This is a genomic window from Streptomyces spiramenti (genome assembly GCF_012034385.1).
Lineage (GTDB): Bacteria > Actinomycetota > Actinomycetes > Streptomycetales > Streptomycetaceae > Streptomyces > Streptomyces spiramenti.
This window is the reverse complement of the sequence record NZ_JAAVJB010000022.1, coordinates 1-16,311: the sequence shown is the minus strand read 5'-3', so window position 1 is coordinate 16,311 and position 16,311 is coordinate 1. Positions and strand designations below refer to the sequence as shown.

Annotated in this window: 17 protein-coding genes and 1 tRNA gene; 5 read left to right on the top strand and 13 right to left on the bottom strand. The window is 72.7% G+C overall.

Features of this window, described 5'->3' with window-relative positions:
- Window positions 1–187: 187 nt before the first annotated feature.
- The 4 genes from HCJ92_RS25295 to HCJ92_RS05130 all read right to left on the bottom strand — a co-directional run bounded on the left by HCJ92_RS25295 (window position 188) and on the right by HCJ92_RS05130 (window position 2,739).
- Window positions 188–1,216 carry a MerR family transcriptional regulator gene (locus tag HCJ92_RS25295; protein ID WP_167932218.1) on the bottom strand — a complete coding sequence of 343 codons (1,029 nt, stop codon included), beginning with the start codon at window positions 1,214–1,216 and terminating at the stop codon, window positions 188–190.
- A 70-nt stretch (window positions 1,217–1,286) separates the two neighbouring features.
- Entirely contained in the window at window positions 1,287–1,571 is a 285-nt protein-coding gene (locus HCJ92_RS05140) for a DUF397 domain-containing protein (RefSeq protein WP_167932217.1), read from the bottom strand.
- A 146-nt stretch (window positions 1,572–1,717) separates the two neighbouring features.
- A complete protein-coding gene (locus HCJ92_RS05135; RefSeq protein WP_167932216.1) occupies window positions 1,718–1,927 on the bottom strand; it encodes a DUF397 domain-containing protein in 210 nt (69 codons plus the stop codon).
- The gene (locus HCJ92_RS05130) at window positions 1,915–2,739 is read right to left on the bottom strand and encodes a helix-turn-helix domain-containing protein (RefSeq protein ID WP_167932215.1); all 825 of its coding nucleotides are present in this window, start codon (window positions 2,737–2,739) and stop codon (window positions 1,915–1,917) included. Before HCJ92_RS05130 ends, HCJ92_RS05135 begins: the two co-directional genes overlap by 13 nt.
- A gap of 319 nt (window positions 2,740–3,058) precedes the next feature.
- On the opposite strand from HCJ92_RS05130, the gene HCJ92_RS05125 reads away from it, so the two are divergent.
- The 3 genes from HCJ92_RS05125 (at window position 3,059) to HCJ92_RS05115 (ending at window position 4,114) form a co-directional block, all read left to right on the top strand.
- Window positions 3,059–3,205 carry a hypothetical protein gene (locus HCJ92_RS05125; RefSeq protein ID WP_167932214.1) on the top strand — a complete coding sequence of 49 codons (147 nt, stop codon included), beginning with the start codon at window positions 3,059–3,061 and terminating at the stop codon, window positions 3,203–3,205.
- A 193-nt stretch (window positions 3,206–3,398) separates the two neighbouring features.
- Window positions 3,399–3,830, top strand: a complete 432-nt coding sequence (locus tag HCJ92_RS05120) for a hypothetical protein (RefSeq protein ID WP_167932213.1) — start codon at window positions 3,399–3,401, stop codon at window positions 3,828–3,830.
- Between the two features lie 20 nt (window positions 3,831–3,850).
- Window positions 3,851–4,114 (top strand): hypothetical protein, encoded by a 264-nt coding sequence (locus HCJ92_RS05115; protein WP_167932212.1) that lies wholly within the window; start codon window positions 3,851–3,853, stop codon window positions 4,112–4,114.
- 60 nt (window positions 4,115–4,174) lie between these two features.
- On the opposite strand, the gene HCJ92_RS05110 is transcribed toward HCJ92_RS05115, so the two are convergent.
- The 8 genes from HCJ92_RS05110 to HCJ92_RS05080 form a co-directional block, all read right to left on the bottom strand.
- Window positions 4,175–4,726: a hypothetical protein gene (locus HCJ92_RS05110; protein ID WP_167932211.1), complete on the bottom strand. Its 552-nt coding sequence runs from the start codon at window positions 4,724–4,726 to the stop codon at window positions 4,175–4,177.
- Between the two features lie 388 nt (window positions 4,727–5,114).
- A complete protein-coding gene (locus HCJ92_RS05105) occupies window positions 5,115–7,055 on the bottom strand; it encodes a GAF domain-containing SpoIIE family protein phosphatase (protein ID WP_167932210.1) in 1,941 nt (646 codons plus the stop codon).
- A gap of 92 nt (window positions 7,056–7,147) precedes the next feature.
- Window positions 7,148–7,516, bottom strand: a complete 369-nt coding sequence (locus HCJ92_RS05100) for an STAS domain-containing protein (protein WP_167932209.1) — start codon at window positions 7,514–7,516, stop codon at window positions 7,148–7,150.
- A 290-nt stretch (window positions 7,517–7,806) separates the two neighbouring features.
- Window positions 7,807–8,943: a methyltransferase domain-containing protein gene (locus tag HCJ92_RS05095; RefSeq protein ID WP_245240603.1), complete on the bottom strand. Its 1,137-nt coding sequence runs from the start codon at window positions 8,941–8,943 to the stop codon at window positions 7,807–7,809.
- Window positions 8,944–8,956: 13 nt separating this feature from the next.
- Window positions 8,957–9,091, bottom strand: coding sequence for a hypothetical protein (locus HCJ92_RS25290; protein ID WP_275942253.1), 135 nt, complete (start codon window positions 9,089–9,091; stop codon window positions 8,957–8,959).
- Window positions 9,092–9,413: 322 nt separating this feature from the next.
- Window positions 9,414–9,725, bottom strand: a complete 312-nt coding sequence (locus HCJ92_RS05090) for a hypothetical protein (RefSeq protein ID WP_167932208.1) — start codon at window positions 9,723–9,725, stop codon at window positions 9,414–9,416.
- Window positions 9,726–9,840: 115 nt separating this feature from the next.
- Window positions 9,841–10,674 (bottom strand): Bax inhibitor-1/YccA family protein, encoded by an 834-nt coding sequence (locus HCJ92_RS05085; protein ID WP_167932207.1) that lies wholly within the window; start codon window positions 10,672–10,674, stop codon window positions 9,841–9,843.
- A gap of 508 nt (window positions 10,675–11,182) precedes the next feature.
- A tRNA-Leu gene (locus tag HCJ92_RS05080) sits at window positions 11,183–11,264 on the bottom strand.
- Window positions 11,265–11,768: 504 nt separating this feature from the next.
- Between HCJ92_RS05080 and HCJ92_RS05075 the strand changes: the two genes are divergently transcribed.
- On the top strand, window positions 11,769–12,548 hold the full coding sequence (locus tag HCJ92_RS05075; RefSeq protein ID WP_338054029.1) for an ABC transporter ATP-binding protein: 780 nt from the start codon (window positions 11,769–11,771) through the stop codon (window positions 12,546–12,548).
- A gap of 77 nt (window positions 12,549–12,625) precedes the next feature.
- Complete coding sequence (locus HCJ92_RS05070; RefSeq protein WP_167932205.1) at window positions 12,626–15,139, top strand: ABC transporter permease; 2,514 nt, start codon at window positions 12,626–12,628, stop codon at window positions 15,137–15,139.
- Window positions 15,140–15,301: 162 nt separating this feature from the next.
- On the opposite strand, the gene HCJ92_RS05065 is transcribed toward HCJ92_RS05070, so the two are convergent.
- The coding region (locus HCJ92_RS05065; protein WP_167932204.1) for an SAM-dependent methyltransferase at window positions 15,302–16,311 on the bottom strand (1,010 nt) is incomplete at its 5' end.

The following is a 16,311-nucleotide window of genomic DNA, read 5'->3' as shown; positions in this document are numbered from 1 at the left end:
GTCGGCGGGGCTCGGTCAACAGGCGCAGAGTAGAGATGGACACGTTCATCCCGGACAGGTAGACAAGCGCGCGCCCCCCTGATGGGGCGTAGGTATCTTGGTCGTGAACTCGCCTGCAAGGCCTCGGGCCTGATTGGCGAGGTCAGGAATGAACGGGATGCAGGGGTCAGCCTGGTGGGCGGGGCTGTTAGTCGGAGGGTGGGGTGGTGGTGGGGGTGAGGGCGGTGGAGAGCCAGGTGAAGGCTCGGGCGTAGTCGGCTAGTTGGGCGTTGTTGGATTCCAGGGTGCCGCTGATGACCTGGACGAGGTGCTGGTAGCGCTCCTGGGGGTCGGTGGCGGGTGGGCCCTGGGCTGTCTGTTCCAGGTCGGCGAGGATGGCCGGCTCGATCTCCAGCAGCCCGCGGCCGATCTCGTCGCGCGTCTCCGGCTCCTCGAAGGAGGCGCCGAACATCTCGCCGAGCCAGGCGAGGTAGCGGGCGGCCAGCTCCTGGCCGAGGGGCGAGTCCGGGGCGACGCCGGCCTTGTGCGCCTCGACGGCCTCCTCGATGAGCGGGGTGGCGCTCTCGTAGGAGGCGAGCGCCGACGGGGAGACCAGCATCTGGCCAGGGCCGTCGGTGAAGCGGTCGTTCAAGTCGTCGCGGATCGCGCGCCGCACCTCCGGATCGCTGACCATCGACGCCAACTCGATCCAGGCGTCCAGCTGCTCCGGGGTCGGCTCGTCCGGGAGCCGGGGCGGCGCCGAGTTCAGCTCGGCCACGAACCGCGGGTTCTCGTTGAGGCCGTCGCTCACGTCGGCCCAGAACTCCTCGATCAGCCGCACTCGCTCCTCGTCCGACATGGTGACGAGGCGGTGCAGCAGGGCGATCTGCTCGGCGCTGCCTCGCTGGCGGACGATGGCCCGGAGCACCGCGCGGCGGGCGCGCAGCCGGGACGCCTCCCGTTCCAGGACCTCCAGATGCGCGGTGGCCAGTTCGTGGACGGTCGTCCGGCCGGCTATGAGCTGTCGGATGTCGTCCAGGCCGGTGTCGAGGTCGCGCAGGGTGCGGACCATCTCCAGGCGGGCCACGGCCTCGATGGAGTACAGGCGGTAGCCGGCGGGCGTGAGCCCGGAGGGCTCCACGACACCGGCGTCGGCGTAGAAGCGGATGGCGCTGACGCTGAGGCCGGTGCGGCGCGCCACGTCTCCGATCGGGTACATCGTCTCGTCGTCGTTCACGCTGCCACTCTGCGGTCTCAACCCGCTTGAGACTCAACCCCGCGCGGTGAACGGGACGACGCGCGGCGCCTCAGCGCGTGGGGTGGGCGTCCGTCACCGTGGCCACGAAGGCCAGCCAGCCTGAGGGCGGAAAGGCCAGGATGGGGCTGTCGTGCAGCTTGGAGTCGCGCACCGGGACGACGGTCGCCAGGCCGCGCCCGGCTTCGAGGCACGCGCCGCCGTTGCTGCTGCTGTGGCTCGACCGGTGCCAGTCGACCGGGCCGCAGCAGCGCGGGTCGTAGCCGACCTCCAGGCAGTCGCCGCCGTTCGGGCCGCTGTAGCTGGACTTCCGCCAGATGAATCGGTCGCGGTGCATGCGCCACCTCCGGGTGGGCGAGCCGGGTCCCTGGACCCACCACGGTGACCGGCGGCCCGGACGGTGCGCAAGACCGCCGTAACAGCGCGAACCCCGCCGGTTCACTCATCCGACCCGGCGGGGTCCTGACGTCGCACGCGTTGCACTCAGGCGGAGAAGCGGCCGTCCTTGACCGTGGCCAGGAACTCGCCCCAACCGGCGCTCGGGAAGCTCAGCACCGGACTGTCGGACAGCTTCGAGTCACGCACCGGGACCGTGCCGGACAGGCCGCGACCAGTCTCCAGGCAGTTGCCACCGTTGGTGCCGCTGTAGCTGGACTTCCGCCACTCGACGGACAGCCCGTTCAGGTTCCCCATGTCGTCAGACCTCTCAGGTACTCGCGAATCAGGTCGGCCGATTGACAGGGCGGTAGAGCATCCGCCCGGAGCAAATCATAGGCGTGAAGGGCCTCCGCGGTCTCGGTCGGATCGATGCTCAGTCGCCCCTCGAAGAAGCCCTCCAGGTGCAGCACTTCTCCCGAGGAGCTGCTGAGCAGAGAGAAGCTTCCATCGAGTCCAGCGTGTACACCTCGGCTGTCCGGAATGATCTGGACCACCGTCCTCGGCTCGCTCGCCGCGGACAGCAATCGTTCCAGTTGTTCACCGACGAGCCGTGCGTCACCGACTCTGCGCCGGAGCACTTGCTCGTCCAAGACGAACCATGCACGTGGCCGGCTAGGTCTCTCCAGCACCTCCTGGCGACTCAGCCGTGACGTCACGAGATCATCGAGGCTGTCCGGCCGTCGAGTCGAGAGGAGCGCACGCGCGTACGCCTCGGTCTGGAGAAGCCCAGGGACCACTTGCCCCTGAAACTCGCGGATTGCGGTCGCCTCCCGCTCCATCTCGACGTACGGCAGGAACCAGGCGGGGTAGGCGTAGGCCAGCACCAGGGGGTGCAGGCGGGCGAAGTGGCCGTCGGTGGCCAGCGCGGCGTCCAGGCTCTCGGACATCTCGATCGACGGCACCTGCCGGGCCCGTTCGATCTTGCAGATCATCGACTGGGTGGTGTGGGCGGCCGAGGCAAGCTCCCCCTGCGCCCACGACGCCTTCGTGCGCAGGCGCCGCAGCTCCGTCCCGAAGAACTCCAGCAAGGAAACCTTCGGAGACGGGGTGATGCGTTCGGCGGTCATGGTCCTCCTCTCCCTTCACATGACGGAATGCGGCTCATCGGTGAACCACTGGCGTGTCCACCGAACCGAGCGCAACCCTAGAGCTACAAACAGTCACCTGCGCCCCACATGCACAGATTCGAGGATTCGAATCCATGACACGCCACAAACGGCGAGAAGCACGGAAATCGCGTGCGACAATGCGCGCCTCCGGGCCTCCTGCGGTGTCGCCCCATCCGTGTTTCCGCAGTTCCCATCCTTCGCACCACTCGCCGCCGCGCACCGCTGGCCTGCGGTTTCTCTCGCGCGAGGCGACCGCACTCCCCCGGGCGGCCCTCGCGTGAACAACGACGAAGCGGAATCCCCGCCACCGCCTGAACCGCCGGCGGAGGAATCCGACCTGCCGACGCTCGCCCAGCTTCTGGCCCGGAGTGCGGAACTCGCGGCGCGCATTGAGGAACATCTCAGGAAGTTGGGCGAACGATGAAGATCCCGTTCAATGAATCTCCCGGAATCATGACTCGGGCCACGTCGCGATCCCCCCGGCGCACCTCGTTCACCACCCCGCGTGCATTCCCTGCGCAGTACTTCTCGGGGCAGTGCTTCTCGCGGCAGTGCTTCTCGCGGCAGTGCTTCTCACCGCACACCGTGCGATCGCTCCGGGCCTCCGGGGGTACCGCGTGATTCGGCATGCCGACGGCTACTGGGCGGAGACGGTGGTGCGCAGCCCGGACGCAGGCGGCGAGTGGCACCTCGGTGGCCACTGGGCGGCCTCCCCCGAGGGGGCGCTGGCCTGGATGCGTGGGCAGGCCGAGCGTCTGGCGACCGCGCTGGACCCGCCGGCCGACCCGCGTGGGCCGTTCCCGACGACCGTCCTCGCCCCCGTCACCGAAGGGAGTTGGAACCCGGGGCTGGTCTTCGCGGAGTGGGCGACCGACCTCGGCTACCAGCAGGTGCAGCGCCGTGCGCTGTGCGAAGGGCGGCCGGTGAGCGTCAACGCCCGCGGCCCGGACCGTCTCTGCGGCCTCGGACATGTCGAGGTCCACTACTCCCTCTCCGCCCGGCCGATCCACCGCCACACGACCGCACGACGCCTGCTGCGCGCCGCCTGACCCCACCGGGAGACCGACTCGTGCTCGACAGAACTGACGCTACCGGCTTCACCGACGACATCGACTTCACCGACCCGGACCGTGAGGCCGCAGAGGCCGCGGCGCGCGAACTCTTCCGCCTGCTGCGGAGCCTGGGCGTCGAGCTGGACGACATGACGGTGGTCGCTCCCTGCGACACCTGCCGCCGCTCCGGCCACCGGGTCCACCTCGGCACCCTCCACGTCGAGGACGTCCGCACCCTGGTGACGGAGTTGAGCATCCTCGTCCGTCGCCCACGCCCCTGAGAAAGCAGAAAGTCCGCCCGCCGACCCGGGGGGCGGAGGCGGCGGGGCCCGGGGGCTGCTTCAGGAGGTTCGGGGAGCCGGTGGCGGGCCGGGTGGGGGTTCACGGTCGTCGGCGGCTGGGCCGGTCTCACCGGTGGTGGTCGAGGCGGTGGCCGCAGCCGTGGTCTCGGCCGGGTTCTCGGCCGGTGCCTCGGCCGTGTTCTCAGCGGTGGCTGCCCCGCTGGTCGTCGCCGTCGTCGTCGCCGACGATGCCGACGTGGACGCCGGAGCTGCCGTCGCGGTCGTGCTCGGGGCGGCGGCAGCCCGCGGCGGGGTGTCCGACTGCGAGGCGGCCGGCTGCGGCGCGTCCGGCTGTGTGGTGAGGATGCGGATCTGTTCGTGCGAACGGTCCGTGGCGCGGCCGATCCGTCGCAGTCCCCAACCCTGGTGCCGCGCGTGGATCGCGGCCTGCCGAAGCGCCTCGCCGTAGAGCTCCGCCGAACCGTGTTCGAGCCGGGCGAGCGCCGCGAGCCGTTGGTCGAGCGGCGCTCCCGACAGGTCGTCGAGGAGGGCTCTGGCCTGTGCGTGCAGCAGGTCGATACGTTCCTGCCACTCGGTGGCGGGCGTCGGCACAGGGCGGCCCTTCGACGGTGAAGCGATACCGGCGCACTCACGAGCGGCTTCGCGGTCGACGTCCGGCCACAGCGGCGGGGCCCCGGTCACGGCCGGAGCGCTGCCCACCCTACGCTCCGGGCAGGGCGGTTCACGCGGTGCCGCACCGCCGTCACGGGCCCGGTGCCGGCGGACGTACCAGCCGATCGGACGCGGCGCCGGACATACCCACCGAGCGGACGGGGCGACCGGCACGGCCACCCGCCGAGGAGCGGCAGCCGGGCGGTACACCGGCTGCCCAGGGGGGCGGGGAAGCCGGGTACCGGGGGCCGGCAGCCTCGGCGGGGTGGCAGCGCGGGCCGCCGAACGCCGACGCACGGGACGTGTCGGCCGGGGCGCCCGGGGTACGTCAGGGTGCCCCGGGCGCATCCGCGGCCCCGGGGAGTTCAGGCACCCGCAGGGCCAGCAGCGCGATGTCGTCGCACGGTTCCGGGCCGGGGATCTCCTCGGCCAGCCGCTCCAGCAGACCGGTGAGTGGCTCCGCGTGGTGTGCGGTGACGAACGAGGCCACCCGGTGGATCTCGCCGTCGATGTCCGCGCCGCTGTACTCGACCAGTCCGTCGGTGTACAGCAGGACGAGCGCGCCCGGCGGCAGCACCACGCTGCACACGGTGCGCTCGGGAGCCGAGACGAAGGGGTGCAGCAGCATGTCGTGGTCGGCCGGCTGCTCGGTACGACCGTCGGGGAGGACGAGCAGCGGCGGCGGATGGCCTGCGTTGGTCCATGTCATCTCCCAACTCCCCTGCTCCGCAGCGAAGCTGGGCCGCAAGTGGGCGTGGATGAGCGTGCCGCTCGCCCCGATGTCCAGGGACCGGTTGGCATGCTCCAGTGCGGTGACCACCTGGGCCGGGTCCGCCCCGGCGTGGTCGAGGTCGGCTTGCCGCAGCATGCTGCGCGTCTGCCCCATCAGCGCGGCGGCGTGCATGTCGTGGCCGGTGATGTCGCCGATGGTGGCCGCCAGGGTCGCCCGTTGGGGCACGGGCTCGCCGCCCTGCGCGGCCTCCGGCAGGTGGTAGAGGTCGTACCAGTCGCCGCCGACCATGTCGGCCACGGCGGCGGGGCGGTAGAGGGCGGCCACCTCCAGCCCGTCCACCTTGGGGAGGTCGGTGAGCATGGACTCCTGAAGCCGGCGGGCGACGTCGATCCGGTCGTCGAGGAACATCGCCCGCTCGACCGCCCTGGCGGTGTATCCGCCGAGCGCGGACAGCACGGCCTGCTCCAGCACGTCCAGTTCGTAGGAGTGGTCCCAGCCGATCACCAGGGCGCCCAGTGGCTGTTCGGCGCCGGGCAGCGGTACGCAGACGGCGGCGTGCAGGTCGAGGCTGCGATAGGCGGCGACCGCCTCCGGACCGTACTCTTCGGCGAGTTCACGCGGGGACGCCACGATGACGATGCGGTTCTCCCGGACGGCGCGGGCGGAGGGCCAGTCGCTGTCCAGCTCGAAGACGCGGTAGGTCGTCTCCATGGGGGCGGTGCCGGTGCGGTCCACCAGCCTTCGCAGCCGTCCGTCCTCCACCAGGACGACCCCTACATAGGCGGGAGCGAGGTCGCCCGCGACCAGGTCCCGCAGGCTCTGCCGGACGTCGTCGAGGCCGGTGGTGTCGGCGAGCAGATCGGCGGCGCGCAGCAGCAGTTGGGAGCGGGCGAGCGCCAGGCCGGTTCGCTGGTTCAGCTGGTCGGCACGGCGCCGCGCCTGCTCCTCTCCCTTGCGGGCCTGTTCGCGCTCGCGGGAGGCGATGCGGAGTCGCAGCTCCGTGCTGCACGCGGCGGCCAGGTCGGCGAGGTCGGCGAGTTCGTCGGCGGTCCACTCCCGGGGCCGGGTGTCGATCGCGCACAGCGAGCCGAGGACCTCGCCGTGAGCGTCGGTGAGCGGCATGCCCGCGTAGGCGACGACGCCGAGTTCCTTCGAGGCCAGGGTGTGGTCCAAGTCCGCTTCCTGTCGCACGTCCGACGAGATCAGCGGCTGTCCGGTGGCGACGACGTGGCGGCAGAGGGAGTGACTGAGCGGCGTCTGGCGGGTCTCGCCCCACGGCGGGCCGAGCCCGACCATCCCGGGGAAGACCTGCCGCGAGCTCTCCACGAGGGAGACCAGCGCCACGGGCACCGCCACCAGGCTGGCGACGAGGCGGGCGAACCGCTCCATACCCGGGTCGGCGGCGGCGGTCAGGCCGGTGTCGCGCAACGACTCAAGCCGCCCGGCGCGAGCGACCACCGCGGTCGGAACGGCGTCGTCGGACGCCTCGCCACAGTGACCCGCCACCAGTTCGCTCCCGTTTTCCGCCGATTCCATCGACGACGTCAAGATAGTTGACATCTGGGCGGCGGCGCCATCCTCCCTGTGGGCACACCGGCCGCCGGGGCGGGCCGTCGGTCGACGGCGGGTCAAGGGTTGACGGCCGAGATCGCCTGCCCGAGCGTGGCGTGGATCGTCAGCACGCCGACGGCCCCGGTGCGCGCCAGACGTCGCTCGAACGAGGCTGCCAGCGGCCCGACGAATGCGGTGGTGACGTCGTCACGGCAGTCGAGGAGGATGCCGAGCAGCGTCTCGTCCCCGAAGCTGAGGCCGCCGAGGTCGATCACCACCGGGAGGCTTCGGGACCTGGCCCGGACGACGCTTCTCGTGACCTCGTCACAGGTCCGGGCATCGACCGACCCCCGCAGGGCCAGCACCTGCACGGGGGGCGCCCCGAGTCGGACGTCCAGCACGATGAGTGCGTCGCCTTCGACGGGCATGCCGCCGGGAAGGTCCATGTCCACAGCATGGCAGGTCGCCGCGCCGTCGGTCACCGCGCGATCCGGCGGGAGGTCCGACGGGGCAGAACCGATCGAACCGCCGGCGCGGAGGCCGCGGGCGGCGGGGCGTCGTGCGGGGGTCGTCGGGCATACCGGTGGCCGGGACCCGCACGTCGCCCGCCCGCGCCGCTGCCTGCGGTGACCGCACACGACCCCGGTGCGCCGAGGCGGTCCCCCGACGCGCCGAGGTGGTCCTCCGGTGCGCCGAGGTGGTCCGCGGCGCACCGGAGGACAGGTGCGGGCCGGGGTCACACGCCGCAGGGTTCGTCGCCGGGTGCGGACCAGAGGCGTTCGCCGTCGGCGGTGACCGTGAGGCCGTGGTCGTAGACCGAGGGGCTGCCGCGCTCCTCCCAACGGGACCAGGCCACGGCCACCTCCGAGGCGAGATCCCGAGGACCGGTGCGGTGCACCGCACCGGCGGGGCCGTCGAGAACCGCGTAGGAGCCGCCGGGCGCGTACAGGCGGACCGCGGCCGGCGGTGCCGGGCCGTCGTCGGGCGCGGGCCCCGCTCCCCGGCCGGTGCGGCCCGTGATGTGGATGTCGGGGAGGGCCGCCCTGAGGGCGAACAGGAGGTCGGTGTCGCGGAGGAGCGGACCGGGGTCGCGGCCCAGCGGCGTGCCGGGCAGGGCGGGCTCCGGCGGTGGCCCGGCAGCCGGCCAGGGCGGGGAGGCCGGGGTGCCGCGCGGCGGCATGAACTGGGCGAGCCCCTGGAACCAGCCGGAGGCGGACCGGCCGTCGGCGGCGACCCGGAGCGCGACGTGGCCCAGCCGCCCCCAGGGGGTGACGATCCACCCCCCGGGCCTGGTCTGCGCCACCCACGCCCAGGGGACCCGCTCCGGTGCGTAGGTGGCGACCACCCGGTCGAACGGCCCCTCCTCCGGGCTCCCGACCTGTCCGTCGCCGTGGACCACGCGCACCGCGGGCGCGTGGTCGCGGAGGCGGCGGCGGGCGGCCTCGGCCAGCGGCCCGTCCGTCTCGACGCTGACGACGTTCTCGCCGCCCACCCGATCCGCGAGCAGCGCGGCGTTCCAGCCGCAGCCCGTCCCCAGCTCCAGCACACGCCTGTCGGGGGCCAGCAGGGCGGTGTCGAGCATGTCGGCGACCACCGCGGGGGCGGAGAGCGACGAGGAGGGGACCCCGCTCTCGACCTGCGTCACCGCCGGGTCGTGCGGCCCGGCGTACAGCTCCGCGAGCCAGCGGTCCGGCTCGGTGGCGCGCTCGATCGGGCGGTAGGCGGCGCCGTCCCACCGCCAGAGGCGGTCGGGGGCGAAGGCGTGCCGAGGGAGGCGTTCCATGGACTCCCTGATCCAGGGCGCGCGCTCGGGCCACAGACCCCGCTCGGCCATGGCGTCGTACAGTCGGCGCTGCGCCTGCTGAGGACCCATCCCGGCGGCGCCCTCAGTCGTCCTCGTTCTCCTGGGGTTTCCGGCGCGCGCCCGTACCGGGCTCGGGCGGCGGGACCTGGCCGTCCGCGTTCCCGGGCGGCGGTGCGCCCTTCCCCAGCTCGGCTTCCGGCTTGCCGTGTTCTCCCATTGGCCCCTGACCCCACCCCTGCTGTCGCTGCGTCACCGGACGCCGTCTCACCCGGGCCGACGCCCCGGGTGACCCGCCCCTTCCCCCGAGGGTGGGCAGCGCACGCCGGGTTCGCGGATCCCCCGGTGGGCACGGTGACCACCCTCACCGGAAAAATGGTGACAGTCTGTAGTGCGGCGCGCCAGAGAGTGGGCCCGCCGCATGTGTTGAAAGTGCGGAGGGCGCGCAACACGCGGGCGTCCGTCCGACCGACGGCGGTACGGCCAGGTCCGGCGGCCCTGCCGGCGCAGCGCCGTGGTCCGGCGCCCCTCCCCCGGCCCGGTCAGCCGCGGGCGGCGGCGGAGACGAGGGCGAGCGCCTCCTGGAGCTCGACCGCCGTGCCGTGGTGGCGCAGGGCGTGGGCGAGGTCGTGGCCGGCGACGGCGACCTGGTCGCCGACGGCGAAGTACCCGGCGTCGGGCAGCACCCGGGGTGTGGTGCCCGGTTCCTCCAGCCGCTGCGCGCGCGCCGCCAGCTCACGGGCGAGAGTCAGCGCGGCGTCCGCGGCGGCGCCGCGCAGCCGACGCTCGGGGAGGCGGCGGAGCCGGTCGGCCCGGGTGTCCACGGCGCGTTCGAGAGCGGCGGTGTCGAGCATCCCCCGAGCATAGAGCCGGTAGGGCGGCGAACGTCGGCCACCGTCGGCGGGCGACCGGGCCCCTCTGGGAGTCCGTCCCTCCCCCGCCGTCGCCGGTGGGAGCGGTCCGCGTGGGTCAGTCGCCTTGCAGGATGGCGATGAGACGCAGGAACTCCAGGTAGATCCAGACCAGGGTCATGGTCAGGCCGAAGGCGGCCAGCCAGGACTCCTTCTCCGGCGCGCCGTAGGCGATGCCGTCCTCGACCATCTTGAAGTCGAGTGCCAGGAAGCAGGCACCGAGGATGATGCCGACCACACCGAAGATGATGCCGAGGCCGCCGGAGCGGAGGCCGAGACCGTCACCGCCGCCGATCATCGCCACGACCATGTTGACGACCATCAGCAGCATGAAGCCGATGGAGGCCGCGATCACGAACTTGGTGAAGCGCGCGTTGACCTTGATGATGCGCTGCTTGTACATGAACAGCACACCGGCGAAGACGGCCATGGTGCCGAGCACCGCCTGCATCGCCGCACCAGGCGCGAACTGGTTGATCGCGTTGCTGATGACGCCGAGGAAGATGCCCTGGGACACGGCGTAGGCGAGGATCAGCGGGGGCGAGGGCTCGCGCTTGAACGACTGCCAGAGCGCCAGGCCCATGCCGACCAGGGCGCAGACGATGCCGAGGGCGAGCGGCAGGTCCATGATCCATGCGACGGCGGCGGTGGCGATCACCGTGCCGAGCGTGATCGCGGTGCGGTTCACCACGCTGTCGATGGTCATGACGCCGGCACGGGCGCCCTGCGTCATGGAGCCGTCGGGCCCCATCTGCTGGGCGTAGGGATTCGACGGCTGCGCGTAGGGGTTCTGCGGGGAACCCGCGTACGGCCCGGCCTGGGCGCCGTTGAAACCGGCCTGCCCGTCCTGACTGAACCCCCGACGCGTGAAGACCGGGTTACTGCTCCTCATCTCACTCCTCCATGGCCGCTGACGGCACGACCTTGCTGCGATCCAGAGTAATGCTTTAGCAAAGACACGACGCTAGTCCACCCTGTATAACGCCGAAACAGCGCGTGGACGTTCCATCGGGCCAGGTCATCACCGGACCGTGACCTCCGACGGGCGCGGCGCGGCGGGGCGGAGCGCCGATCGACGGCACCTGCCGCCGGAAAAGCCGGAAAAGTCGGGAACATCACGGGCGGCCGGTCGTGCCGGTCCGATTCATTCGGGAGCGCGCGCGAGCACGCGTGGGTGCGGCGTGACCCGCTCACACCCCCGCGCGCGACACGCAGCGGCAGCGCCCCTTCGGGCACCTGGGGCGACTCACGCGCCCCTCACGTGGCCGCACGCGGGCCGGCCCACCGCCCGCACCAGGGGCGGGGCGATCACCATGAGAGCAGGTGCACCGCCGCATGCATCGAACATCCCGCCCACGCCGACCGTCTTCCCACCAAAGGTGACCGGTCGGCGTGGGGGGTGCCCGGACCCGGACTCGAACCGGGACGACCAAGAGGTCAGCGAGTTTTAAGCTCACCGTGTCTGCCTTCCACCACCCGGGCGTGACCCCCCAAGCCGTACAGGCGCCATCGGCGCCTCGGGTGCGAGACCGAGCTTATCCGCCGCACCCGGCGATCGTGGCTGAGTGCTGGGATTCTGGCGCGATGTGACGAACCTGATGGCCTGTCAGTCACGCATCTCCCACCCCGGCACACCTCCAGACGCCTTGAAGCGCTCACCAGGCGCATCACCCACCACACACACCCCGGGGCGCACGTCGCACACGTCGCACACCAACACCCCCTGCCGCACCTCTACGCCCGGAAGCTCGGGGTCGTACCCCGAGCGCGAGACCCGATCGGCGTCATACCCCGGTATGACACCGGGACGCGACGTACCCCTGCGGACCGGCGCCCGAACCAGCATCCGGACCGACGCCCCGGCGACTCCGGCGGCCGACGATGGAACAGAGCTCGCAGACGCCGCGGCCGGCCCCGCACCGGACGTGTCCGCGACCGACGCGCCGACCGCGTCGCATCCGTCCCCGTCCCGCCCCGGAGGTTCCCGTGACACCGTCCCCCGCCGCCACCCTCTCCGCCCCGCACGCCGTGGCCGCCGCCACCGCCGAGCGGCTCACCAAGAGCTACGGCACCGGTGAGACCCGCGTCGTGGCGCTGGACCAGGTGTCCGTCAGGTTCGAGGCGGGCCGGTTCACCGCCATCATGGGCCCCTCCGGCTCCGGCAAGTCGACCCTGATGCACTGCCTCGCCGGGCTGGACTCCGCGACGGAGGGCCACGCCTGGATCGGCGACACCGAGATCACCTCGCTCTCCGACAAGCAGCTGACCAAGCTCCGCCGCGACCGCGTCGGCTTTGTCTTCCAGGCGTTCAACCTGTTGCCGACGCTGACCGCCGCGGAGAACATCACCCTCCCCATGGACATCGCCGGCACCAAGCCGGACGCCGCCTGGCTCAACCAGGTCATCGAGACGGTGGGCCTCTCCGGGCGGCTCAAGCACCGGCCCAACCAGCTCTCCGGCGGCCAGCAGCAGCGCGTCGCCGTCGCCCGTGCGCTCGCCTCCAAGCCGGCCATCATCTTCGGCGACGAGCCGACCGGAAACCTCGACTCCCGGGCCGGCGCCGAGGTCCTCCAGTTCCTCCGCAACTCGGTACGCGAACTCGGCCAGACCGTCGTGATGGTGACGCACGACCCGATGGCCGCCGCCTACGCGGACCGGGTCGTCTTCCTCGCCGACGGCCGCGTCGTCGACGAGATGGCCGACCCCACCGCCGAGAGGGTGCTCGACCACATGCGCCGGTTCGAGGCGGTCGGCCGCACCAGCTGACGGTCCGCCGCTCCACCGCCCACGCGGGTCCGAGACCGCTCCCGGCCCGCCCCTCCACACGACCTGGGATCCCCGCCATGTTCCGCACCGCGCTCCGCAACGTGCTCGCCCACAAGGCCAAACTGCTGATGACGGCGCTCGCCGTCACCCTCGGCGTGGCCTTCGTGGCCGGCAGCCTCGTCTTCTCCTCCACCGTCTCCCGCGCGTACTCCGACGCCGTCTCCTCCGACCTGCGCGGTATCGACCTCGCCGTGCAGGAGGGCTGGGACGACGGTCCGTACTACCCCGACCAGCGCCTGCTCGACGAGATCGCGGCGCTCCCCGAGACCGGCGCCGTCTTCGGCGACGTCCGCGGCAACGCGGCTCTGGCCGGCCCCGACGGCGAGCGGGTGGGCGAGCTGTGGAGCTCGACCGCCGGCAGCATCGTCGAGGGCGACGAGCGCCGCACCATGGTCGAGGGGCGCCTCCCCGAGGGCGAGGACGAGCTCGTCATCGACTCCCGCACCGCCGAGCGCACCGGGTTCACCACCGGCGACACGGTGACCTGGTCGACCGACGGCCCCGGCCGCACGGCGACCGTCACCGGCGTCTTCGAGACCGAGGACGGCGACGTCGCAGCCGGCGGCACCCTGCTGCTGTTCGCGCCCGACGTCGCGCAGGAGGTCTTCCTGGAGCCCGGCCAGTACGGTCAGCTGAACGTGACCGCCGCCCCGGGCGTCTCCCAGGACGAGCTGCGCACCGCCGTCGAGCCGCTGGTGGCGGAGAGCCTGGACCTGGCCACCGGCGCCCAGCTCGTCGCCGACCAGGAGCGGTCCATCGCGAGCTACACCGAGGGGCTCCGCACCGGCCTGCTGATCTTCGCCGGCATCTCACTCTTCGTCGGCATCTTCATCATCGCCAACACCTTCACCATGCTGGTCACCCAGCGCATCCGGGAGCTCGCCCTGCTGCGGGCGGTCGGCGCCTCCCGCCGCCAGGTCACCCGCTCCGTGCTGATCGAGTCGTTCGTGGTGGGCCTCCTCGCCGGCGCCGCCGGCCTCGTCGTCGGCATCGGTGTCGCGCTGCTGCTGCGCGCCACCATCGCGGGCGAGGCCAGCGGCCTGCCCGCCGGGGACCTCGTCATCGGTGCCGATTCGGTGCTGGTCTCGCTCGGCGTCGGCGTCGTCATCACCATGCTCTCCGCGTGGCTGCCCGCCCGCCGGGCCGCCAAGATCCCGCCGGCCGCCGCGGTCGGCGCCGCCTACGCACCGGCCACCCGCCGCGGGCTGGTCGTCCGCACCACGGTCGGCGCCGTGCTGGCGCTGCTGGGCGGCGTCCTGGCGCTGGTGAAGGCAACCGACGACATGAGCTCCAACTTCCTGATCATGGCCTTCGGCGCGATGGTGCTGCTGACCGGCGTGATCCTGCTGACGCCCGTGCTCTCCCGCCCGGTCATCGCAGCGGTCCGCCCGCTGCTCCGGCCGTTCGGCTTCCTCGGCGACCTGGCCCGCCGCAACGCGCTCCGCGACTCGCGGCGCACCGCCGCCACTGCCTCCGCGCTGATGATCGGCCTGACCCTCATCACCGCCCTCACCGTCGGCGCCGCCGGGATGCAGCGGGCGATGGCGGAGGAGCTGGAGCAGACCGTCTCCGCCGACTACGAGGTCCGGATGTTCTCCACCATCCCGATGTCGTCCGACGTCCGCGAGGCCGTAGCCGCCGCCCCCGAGGTCACGGCCTCGACCGGTCTGGCCACCGAGTACGTCGACTTCGACGGTGAGGACGCCGGTGCCGCCCTCCACGGCGTCTCCGGCGAGAACCTGCCGGAGCTGATGGCGCTGGAGCTGGTCGAGGGCGACAGCGCTCGGCTCGGCGAGGGCGACATCCTGCTGGACGAGCGCACCGCGGCCGAGCGAGGGCTCGGCGCCGGGGACACCGTGGCGCTGCGCCTGGGCGACGAGGAGCAGGTCGAGACGTTCACCGTCGTCGGGGTCTACGAGGACCACCGCACGCTCCACGGCATGGTCACCGACGTCTCGGTGCTGGAGCGCAACGGCATCTCCACCGAGGACCGGTTCGTCTGGGCGATGACCGAGGGCGGTGTCAGCGCGGAGACCACCGAGGCGCTGCGCGCGGCGGTCGGCGACTCCCCCGCGCTCTCCGTGCTGGACCGTGAGGCCATGATCGCCGAGGTCTCCGCGGAGGCCGACACGGCGCTGACGCTGGTGTACGCGCTGCTGGGCATGGCCGTCGTCATCGCCGTGCTGGGCGTGGTCAACACCCTGGCGATGTCGGTGATGGAGCGCCGCAGCGAGATCGGGATGCTGCGGGCGGTCGGCCTGGACCGCGGCGGCGTGGCGCGGATGGTCCGGCTGGAGTCGGTGGTCATCTCGCTGTTCGGCGGGGTGCTGGGCATCGGCCTCGGCATCTTCATCGGCTGGGCCGGCGGGCTGAAGCTGGCCGACCAGATGTCGACCTACCAGCTGGTGCTGCCGTACGAGCGGCTGGGACTGTTCCTGCTGCTGGCCGCAGTGGTCGGTGTGATCGCGGCCCTGTGGCCGGCCCGGCGGGCGGCACGCACCGACATGTTGTCGGCGATCCACGCGACCTGACGGCCCGTGGAGCCGGCCCGCATCCGGCGGCCCGGGCAGGCAGGCGCCCCGTCCTCCGCAACGGAGGGCGGGGCGTGCCGCGTCCGTGGCGGGGCGGCCGGGGGCTCGGCGACAGGGGCACGGGGCCGGCACGGCTCGTGCGACGGCACGGGTGACGGCCGGTCAGCGACGGGGGCCGGCGGTCCAGTCGCGGAGGCGGAGCGGCAGCCCGGCGGCCCCGCCCTCGCCGGTCCGCACCGCCAGGATCTGGTTGACGCCGAGGTTGCCCTGTTCGAATCCGAGGGCGGAGGCGGCCATGTACAGGCGCCAGATGCGGGCGCGCCCCGCACCGGCGAGCCGCACGGCGTGCGGCCAGCCGGCCTCCAGGTTGCGTACCCAGGCGCGCAGCGTCAGCGCGTAGTGCTCGCGGAGGCACTCGACGTCCCGCACCTCCAGGCCGGCGGACTCCAGCCCGGAGACGGTGTGTCCCAGGGGCGCCAGCTCACCGTCGGGGAAGACGTAGGAGTCGATGAAGGGGTCGAGGCGGTAGCGGGACTCGTCGGGGGCCGGGCGGCGGGCGATCTGGTGGTTGAGGAGGCGCCCGCCCGGTCGCAGCAGGGAGTGCACGACGGCGGCGTACCTGCCGAACTCCGCCGCGCCCACGTGCTCGGCCATGCCGACGGAGGCGATGGCGTCGTACGGGCCGTCGCCGACGTCCCGGTAGTCCTGGAACCTGATCTCGACGTGGTCGGTGAGGCCGGCCGCCGCCGCCCTCTCGGTGGCGCGGGCCGCCTGCTCGGCGGAGAGGGTGACCCCGACGGCGTGGACGCCGTGGTGCCGTGCCGCGTGGACGACGAGTGAGCCCCAGCCGCAGCCGACGTCCAGCAGCCGGTCCCCCGCCCGAAGGCCCAGCTTGCGGCAGATCAGCTCCAGCTTGGCCTCCTGGGCGGCCTCCAGCGTCACGGCAGTCCGGGCGCCCGGTCCGGCGGGGGCGTCGGAGCCGTCCGCCGCCGGGCGGGCGGTGTCCCAGTAGGCGCAGGAGTAGACGAGGGACGGCCCGAGAACCAGGTCGTAGAAGTCGTTGCCCACGTCGTAGTGATGGCTGACGGCCCGGCGGTCGCGGTCCCGGCCGTGCCGCGCGCCGGCGCGGCGGCGGGCCTCCTCCGGCGGGACGGGCGGCGGCGGCCCGGGGC

What these genes read in the sequence shown, in the direction of transcription:
- HCJ92_RS05140 (WP_167932217.1), bottom strand. Translation starts at nt 1,571, where the DNA reads ATGCACCGCGACCGATTCATCTGGCGGAAGTCCAGCTACAGCGGCCCG.
- HCJ92_RS05135 (WP_167932216.1), bottom strand. Translation starts at nt 1,927, where the DNA reads ATGGGGAACCTGAACGGGCTGTCCGTCGAGTGGCGGAAGTCCAGCTAC.
- HCJ92_RS05130 (WP_167932215.1), bottom strand. Translation starts at nt 2,739, where the DNA reads ATGACCGCCGAACGCATCACCCCGTCTCCGAAGGTTTCCTTGCTGGAG.
- HCJ92_RS05105 (WP_167932210.1), bottom strand. Translation starts at nt 7,055, where the DNA reads ATGGAATCGGCGGAAAACGGGAGCGAACTGGTGGCGGGTCACTGTGGC.
- HCJ92_RS05100 (WP_167932209.1), bottom strand. Translation starts at nt 7,516, where the DNA reads ATGGACCTTCCCGGCGGCATGCCCGTCGAAGGCGACGCACTCATCGTG.
- HCJ92_RS05095 (WP_245240603.1), bottom strand. Translation starts at nt 8,943, where the DNA reads ATGGGTCCTCAGCAGGCGCAGCGCCGACTGTACGACGCCATGGCCGAG.
- HCJ92_RS25290 (WP_275942253.1), bottom strand. Translation starts at nt 9,091, where the DNA reads ATGGGAGAACACGGCAAGCCGGAAGCCGAGCTGGGGAAGGGCGCACCG.
- HCJ92_RS05090 (WP_167932208.1), bottom strand. Translation starts at nt 9,725, where the DNA reads ATGCTCGACACCGCCGCTCTCGAACGCGCCGTGGACACCCGGGCCGAC.
- HCJ92_RS05085 (WP_167932207.1), bottom strand. Translation starts at nt 10,674, where the DNA reads ATGAGGAGCAGTAACCCGGTCTTCACGCGTCGGGGGTTCAGTCAGGAC.
- HCJ92_RS05070 (WP_167932205.1), top strand. Translation starts at nt 12,626, where the DNA reads ATGTTCCGCACCGCGCTCCGCAACGTGCTCGCCCACAAGGCCAAACTG.